The 6,241-nt window shown below is 66.7% G+C and carries 6 protein-coding genes; all 6 read left to right on the forward strand.

Annotation, left to right across the window (positions count from 1 at the left end; genetic code table 11):
* Window positions 1-141: 141 nt before the first annotated feature.
* The 6 genes from ABIB00_RS31865 (at window position 142) to ABIB00_RS31890 (ending at window position 6,126) form a co-directional block, all read left to right on the forward strand.
* A complete protein-coding gene (locus ABIB00_RS31865; protein ID WP_354107082.1) occupies window positions 142-912 on the forward strand; it encodes a 16S rRNA (uracil(1498)-N(3))-methyltransferase in 771 nt (256 codons plus the stop codon).
* Window positions 913-1,045: 133 nt separating this feature from the next.
* Window positions 1,046-2,197, forward strand: coding sequence for an ATP phosphoribosyltransferase regulatory subunit (locus ABIB00_RS31870; protein WP_354107083.1), 1,152 nt, complete (start codon window positions 1,046-1,048; stop codon window positions 2,195-2,197).
* 3 nt (window positions 2,198-2,200) lie between these two features.
* On the forward strand, window positions 2,201-3,178 hold the full coding sequence (gene hisG, locus ABIB00_RS31875; RefSeq protein WP_354107084.1) for an ATP phosphoribosyltransferase: 978 nt from the start codon (window positions 2,201-2,203) through the stop codon (window positions 3,176-3,178).
* A gap of 88 nt (window positions 3,179-3,266) precedes the next feature.
* Window positions 3,267-4,313, forward strand: coding sequence for a glycosyltransferase family 2 protein (locus ABIB00_RS31880; RefSeq protein ID WP_354107085.1), 1,047 nt, complete (start codon window positions 3,267-3,269; stop codon window positions 4,311-4,313).
* Window positions 4,310-5,155: a ChbG/HpnK family deacetylase gene (locus ABIB00_RS31885; RefSeq protein ID WP_247343621.1), complete on the forward strand. Its 846-nt coding sequence runs from the start codon at window positions 4,310-4,312 to the stop codon at window positions 5,153-5,155. Before ABIB00_RS31880 ends, ABIB00_RS31885 begins: the two co-directional genes overlap by 4 nt.
* A 128-nt stretch (window positions 5,156-5,283) precedes the next feature.
* Window positions 5,284-6,126 carry a DUF2076 domain-containing protein gene (locus ABIB00_RS31890; RefSeq protein WP_354107086.1) on the forward strand — a complete coding sequence of 281 codons (843 nt, stop codon included), beginning with the start codon at window positions 5,284-5,286 and terminating at the stop codon, window positions 6,124-6,126.
* Window positions 6,127-6,241 lie beyond the last annotated feature (115 nt).

The following is a 6,241-nucleotide window of genomic DNA, read 5'->3' on the forward strand; positions in this document are numbered from 1 at the left end:
CCAGCGCGCTCGATTCCCGCCGGCCCTTAACAACCCGCCGAATAGGGCAAGAGCGCGGCGCGCCGACGCACCAATTTGGCAATATTTACCCCGAAAGTACTGCTTTCGGTTAACAACGGCCACAAATTGGACCTTTGAACGATGCCCTCCCACGATTTCCGCGGCCCCCGCCTGTTCGTCGACGCCCCCCTTGCCCAGGACGGCAGGGTCGAGCTCGACCGAGATCAGGCCAATTATCTCGGCAATGTGCTGCGGCTTGCCGCCGGGGCCGAGGTTTTGGCGTTCAACGGCCGCGACGGCGAGTGGCAGGCCGCCATTGAAGGCCGCAAGCGACCGGACGGCCTCGTCATCCTCCAGCAGACCCGGGCCCAGGACCGGCTGCCCGACCTCACTTACGTCTTCGCCCCGCTCAAGCATGCCCGGCTCGATTACATGGTGCAGAAGGCCATCGAGATGGGCGCCGCCACGCTTCAGCCGGTCCTGACCCGGTTCACCCAGGCCTCCCGGGTCAATACCGAGCGGATGCGCGCCAATGTCGTCGAGGCAGCCGAGCAATGCGGCATCCTCAGCATCGCCACTGTCGCCGAGCCGGCGCCGCTGGAGCGCTTCCTCAGCCAGCGCGCCGCCGGCAGGCTGCTGATCTTCTGCGACGAGGCGGCGGAGCTCGAAAACCCGATTCGGAGCCTGCGAGGCGCACGCGAGGCGGGACACGACCAAGGCAGAGTTGGCATCGACGTGCTGATCGGCCCCGAGGGCGGCTTTGCCGAGGAAGAGCGGGCGCTGCTGCTGCGGCAGCCGAAAATCCTGCGGCTGGCGCTGGGACCCCGGATCATGCGGGCCGACACCGCCGCGGTGGCCGCGCTGGCGCTGGTGCAGGCGGTGCTGGGCGATTGGGGCGGCGGGACTGCCTGATCCCGGGCATTGGCCGACCGTTAAGCGATTGATCCTTTGGAGGTCGAAACCGCTTTCGGGCCATGCTAAGGCCTGCGGCAATTCGCTTCCCTTGCTTGCCCTGCCCGGTTCCACCGGGACGATGGACCCCGAGATGACCGCGACTGCCACCTCAAATGTTGCCGGCTCCGCCGCCTGGGCGGACACGCTGCTGTTGTCGTTCGCACAGGCCGGCTATGTCAGGGCCGAGCCCGCGATCCTGCAGCCGGCCGAACCGTTCCTGGACCTCTCCGGCGAAGACATCCGCAAAAGCCTGTACCTGACCACGGATCTGTCCGGTGAGGAGCTCTGCTTGCGCCCGGACCTGACCATTCCGGTGGCGCGCGATTACCTCGCCTCCAGCCGCGCCGGCCAGCCGGCCGGGTTCAGCTATCTCGGTCCGGTGTTCCGCTACCGCAGTGGCCAGGCCAGTGAATTCCTGCAGGCCGGCATCGAATCGTTCGGCCGCCAGGACCGTGCCGCCGCCGATGCCGAGATGCTGGCGTTGGCGCTGGAGGCAACCGCGGCCTTCGGCGTCCGCGACGTCGAGATCCGCACCGGCGACGTGGCGCTGTTCAACGCGCTGCTCGACGCGCTCGATCTCTATCCGGTCTGGCGCCGCCGCCTGGTCAAGGATTTCAACCGCAAGATCAGCCTGGAGCAGGATCTGGAGCGCCTGGCAGCCGCAACTCCTGCGACCCGCAGCGAATATGAGGGCGTGCTGGCAGCCCTGGCCGGCTCCGACCGCAAGGCCGCGTTGGCCTTCGTCACCGATCTGATGTCGATCGCCGGCACCACCAATGTCGGCGGCCGCACCACGGCCGAGATCGCCGACCGCTTCCTGGAGCAGTCGACGCTGAAGGGCGGCGCGCTGCCGCGCGAGGCCATCGCCGTGCTCAAGCGCTTCCTCGGAATCAGCGGCAATCCCGACGACGCTGTCGCCGAACTGCGCACGCTCACCACTGACGCGAAGCTGGACCTCGCTGCCGCTATCGACCAGTTCGAAAGCCGGGTCGGCTTCATGGCGGCGCGCGGTATCGACGTGAAGCAGACCCGCTTCTCGACTGCGTTCGGACGCGGTCTCGACTATTACACCGGCTTCGAATTCGAGCTGCATCACCGCGGCAACGGCGCCGAGCCGCTGGTTGCCGGCGGCCGCTACGACGGGCTCATGACCCAACTCGGTTCAGTCGAGCCGATCCCCGCGGTCGGCTTCTCGGTCTGGGTGGACGCGCTGACCAGGATCGGCCGCAAGGTGGGAGCTTAAGTCATGAGCGCGCCATTCGTTCTGGCCGTTCCCTCCAAGGGCCGCCTTCAGGAAAACACCGAAGCCTTCTTCGCCCGTGCAGGGCTCAAGCTGTCGAAGGCCGGCGGCGCACGCGACTATCGCGGCACGATTGCAGGCCTCGACCATGTCGAGGTCGCCTACCTCTCGGCGAGTGAGATCGCCTCACAATTGTCCCGCGGCGTGGCGCATCTCGGCGTTACCGGGGAAGATCTGGTGCGCGAGAACATTGCGGACGCCGACGAACGCGTCGCGCTGATCGAGGGGCTGGGTTTCGGTTATGCCGACGTCGTCGTGGCGGTGCCGCAGGCGTGGATCGATGTCCGCACCATGGCCGACCTCGACGACGTCACCACCGGCTTTCGTGAGCAGCATCACATGCGGATGCGGGTCGCGACCAAGTTCATCAACCTCACCCGCACCTTCTTCCAGAGCCAGGGCATCACCGATTACCGCATCGTCGAAAGCACCGGCGCGACCGAGGGCGCGCCCGCGGCCGGCAGCGCTGAGCTGATCGTCGACATCACCACGACCGGCGCGACACTGGTCGCGAACGGGCTCAGGGTGCTCGACGACGGCATCATCCTGCGCAGCCAGGCCAATCTGGTGGCGTCGAGAGATGCCGACTGGTCGCCGCAGGCGCGGGAGACCGCGCGCGTCATCCTGGATCACATCGCGGCGCGGGCGCGGGCCAACAAATACCGCGAGGTCCGCACCCGCTTCCGGCAGTGCGACGCGGCCATGCTCACCGAGGCCCACGAGCGCTTCGGCGTTGAAGCCCCTTTCGGCGGGCCGACCTCGTCAGGCATGCTCACGCTGCACTGCCCGCCGGGCCAGCTCTATGCACTCGCGAGCTTCCTGCGCGCGCATGGCGCCGAGACCGTCTCGGTGGTTTCGCTGGATTACGTGTACGACCGGGAGAACCCGCTGTTCGCCAAACTCGAGGCATTCCTGCGGCAGTGAGCCTCAGGTCCGTTCAGCTTAGCGACAGCAAACGGCAGCTACCATATGCTGTTGAGATGACCTTGAACGCCTCTGGAACCTTTGATCGATGACGCTGGGCTCTGACGTTTCCGGCATGACGACCACCGCGGCGAGCGCCGCCGCGAAGGGACTGTCGATTGTCGTCCCCCTCTACAACGAGGCGGCGGGCCTCGCCGCCTTGCACCAGCGCATCTGCGAACTCGCCAAGACCCTGCGGCAACGCTATCGGCTCGGCTGCGAAATCGTCTATGTCGACGACGGCAGCGCGGATGCGACGCTGGCGATCGCCCACTCGCTGCCGGCCGATGCGGTCGACGTCCAGGTGGTCTCGCTGTCGCGCAATTTCGGCAAGGAGGCGGCGCTGATGGCCGGCCTCGACCATGCCAGGCTCGGCGCGGTGCTGTTCATGGATGGCGACGGCCAGCATCCGCCGGCGCTGGTCGAGCAGCTGGTGCGGCACTGGATCGAGGACGGCTATGACGTTGTCTATACCGCCAAGGCGCATCGCGACAACGAGCCCTTCCTGCGGCGGCTCGCCGGGCGCGGCTTCTACGCGCTGATCAATTGGGGGGCCCGCCAAAAGATCCCGGAGGACGCCGGGGACTTCCGCTTGCTGTCGCCGCGGGCGGTCGCGGCTCTCAGGCAGCTGCCGGAACGCAACCGCTTCTTCAAGGGCCTCGCGAGCTGGATCGGCTTCCGCCAGATCCGCGTCGATTACGAGCCCGCGCCGCGCACCCATGGCGTGACGACCTTCAGCGCCGCGCGCCTGCTGGGTCTTTCGATCGAAGGGGTGACCTCGTTCTCGGTGGCGCCGCTGCGCTTTGCCAGCCTGCTCGGCGTGATCCTCGCCGGCGGCGCCTTCCTGTTCGGCATCTCGATCCTTTGGGAGGTCTTGACCACCGGCAAGCAGGTGCCCGGCTATCCCTCGCTCGTGATCGGCCTGATGACAATCGGCGGCGTGCAGCTCATCATGATCGGCATCGTCGGCGAATATATCGGCAAGATCCTGTCCGAGCTGAAGGCGCGCCCGATCTACTTCGTTGCCGAGCACAGCGAAAAGCATTTCGAGACCGACAAGGCCGACGACGCCTCGAAGAGGACGGCGGCCGAATGAGCGCGGCCGCGAGTCCGCGGCGGATCTGGCTCTGCGCCGACGATTATGGCATCAGCCCGGGCGTCAATCGCGCCATCCGCGACCTGATCGAGCGCGGCCGTCTCAACGCCACGTCGGTGATGATGGTGGGACCTGCGATCGAACGCAGCGAGATCGAGGCGCTCCAGGCCGCGGCGAAGGCGAGCCCACGCTGCGCGATCGGATTGCACGTAACATTGTCCGCGCCGTTCCGGCCGCTCACCATGCATTTCCGCCCGCTCGACGGCGACATGTTTCTGCCGTTTCCAAAGCTGCTGCGCGCGGGCCTTGCGCGAAGGCTCGACCGTGAATTCTTTCGCAACGAGGTCAAGGCGCAGCTGGCAGCCTTCGCGAAAGCGTTCGGGCGCGCGCCTGACTTCGTCGACGGCCATCAGCATGTGCAGCTCTATCCGCAGGTGCGCGACGGCTTTGTCGACGCGGTCGCCGAAGCCGCGCCAAAAGCCTGGGTGCGCCAGGGCGGCCGGGACCTGCCGCTTATGCAGCGGCTGGCTTCACCAAAAGCCATGGTGCTCGATATCCTCAGCGCGCAATTCCGCCGCCGCGCCGGCAGTGCGGGCCTCAGCTTCAATCCCGGCTTCGCCGGCGCCTATGATTTCACGCAGGCGGCCGATTTCGGTGCATTGATGCGGCAATTTCTCGAAGGCCTGCCGGATGGCGGCCTCATCATGTGTCATCCCGGCTTCGTCGACGAAGTCCTTACCGGCCTCGACCCGATGACGGATGTCCGCGAGCGCGAACACGGTTATCTCGCCAGTGAAGCCTTTGCGCGCCTGCTAACGGACAGCGGCGTCACGCTGGGATGAAATCGGCGAAAAGGCCGACCCCGCGAGGCAGCTTGTCGCATACCGAAATTTAATCCGGCCGGCACTGTTGGGGCCACAATGGAACCCTACATCTGCCTCGTGCTTGTTTTGCGCGAGGGAGACTGACCATGACGCCGCAGGAACGCCAGCTCGTCGACGAGCTTTTTGACCGGCTTTCGAAACTGGAAAACGCACCGCGCGACCCCGACGCGATCGCCGCAATCTCCGACGGCCTGCGCAAGGCCCCCGGCGCCATCTATGCGCTGGTGCAGACCGTGCTGTTGCAGGACGAAGCCCTGAAGCGGGCCCATGTCCGCATCCAGGAACTGGAGGCGGGGCAGGCGCCCGAGCAGGCGCAGTCCGGCGGCTTCCTGGATACCATGCGCGACACGCTGTTCGGCGGGGGCCCGTCGCGCGGCTCGGTTCCGAACGTGCCGCAGCGCGACTCGCGCCCTGTCTGGAACAGCGGCCAGGCGACGCAGCCGGGTCAACCGGGATATGGCCAGCCGCCTTATGGGCAGGCTTACGGCCAAGGTCCAGGTCAACAAGGTCCGGGGCAAGGTCAGGGCTATGGTGCCCCGCCAGTCGGCGGTGGCGGCGGCTCGTTCCTCGGCACCGCGGCGGCAGCCGCAGCCGGCGTCGTCGGCGGCTCGCTGCTGCTCTCCAGCATTCGCGGCATGATGGGCGGATCGCACCAGCAGGCCTTCGGCGACACCAATGCCACGGGCGACCGCAGCCCCTGGAGCGGTAGCGACCAGTCCGGCGGCTCGCTCGCGCGCGACGCCGGTCTCAACGACATCGGCTCGGGCAATCGCGAGGATTCGCGTCAAAACTTCGCAGATCAGGCGTCGAATAACGATCACAACGACAACGATCAGAATAACGATCAGAATTACGACGACGACAATGTGGACGTTGCCGACGACAGCGACTTTGGCGGCGGAGACGACGGCGGCAGCGATTACGCCTGACACTGTTCTGCCCGGCCTCAATCGGGATAGGGGGACGCCTCGCGGCGTCGCCCCTCCCACACCACCGTACGTACGGGTCCGTATACGGCGGTTCGGTGGATTATGCGGGTCTCGG

Origin of the sequence: Bradyrhizobium sp. LB14.3, from assembly GCF_040547985.1 — a bacterium.
Classification (GTDB): Bacteria; Pseudomonadota; Alphaproteobacteria; order Rhizobiales; family Xanthobacteraceae; genus Bradyrhizobium.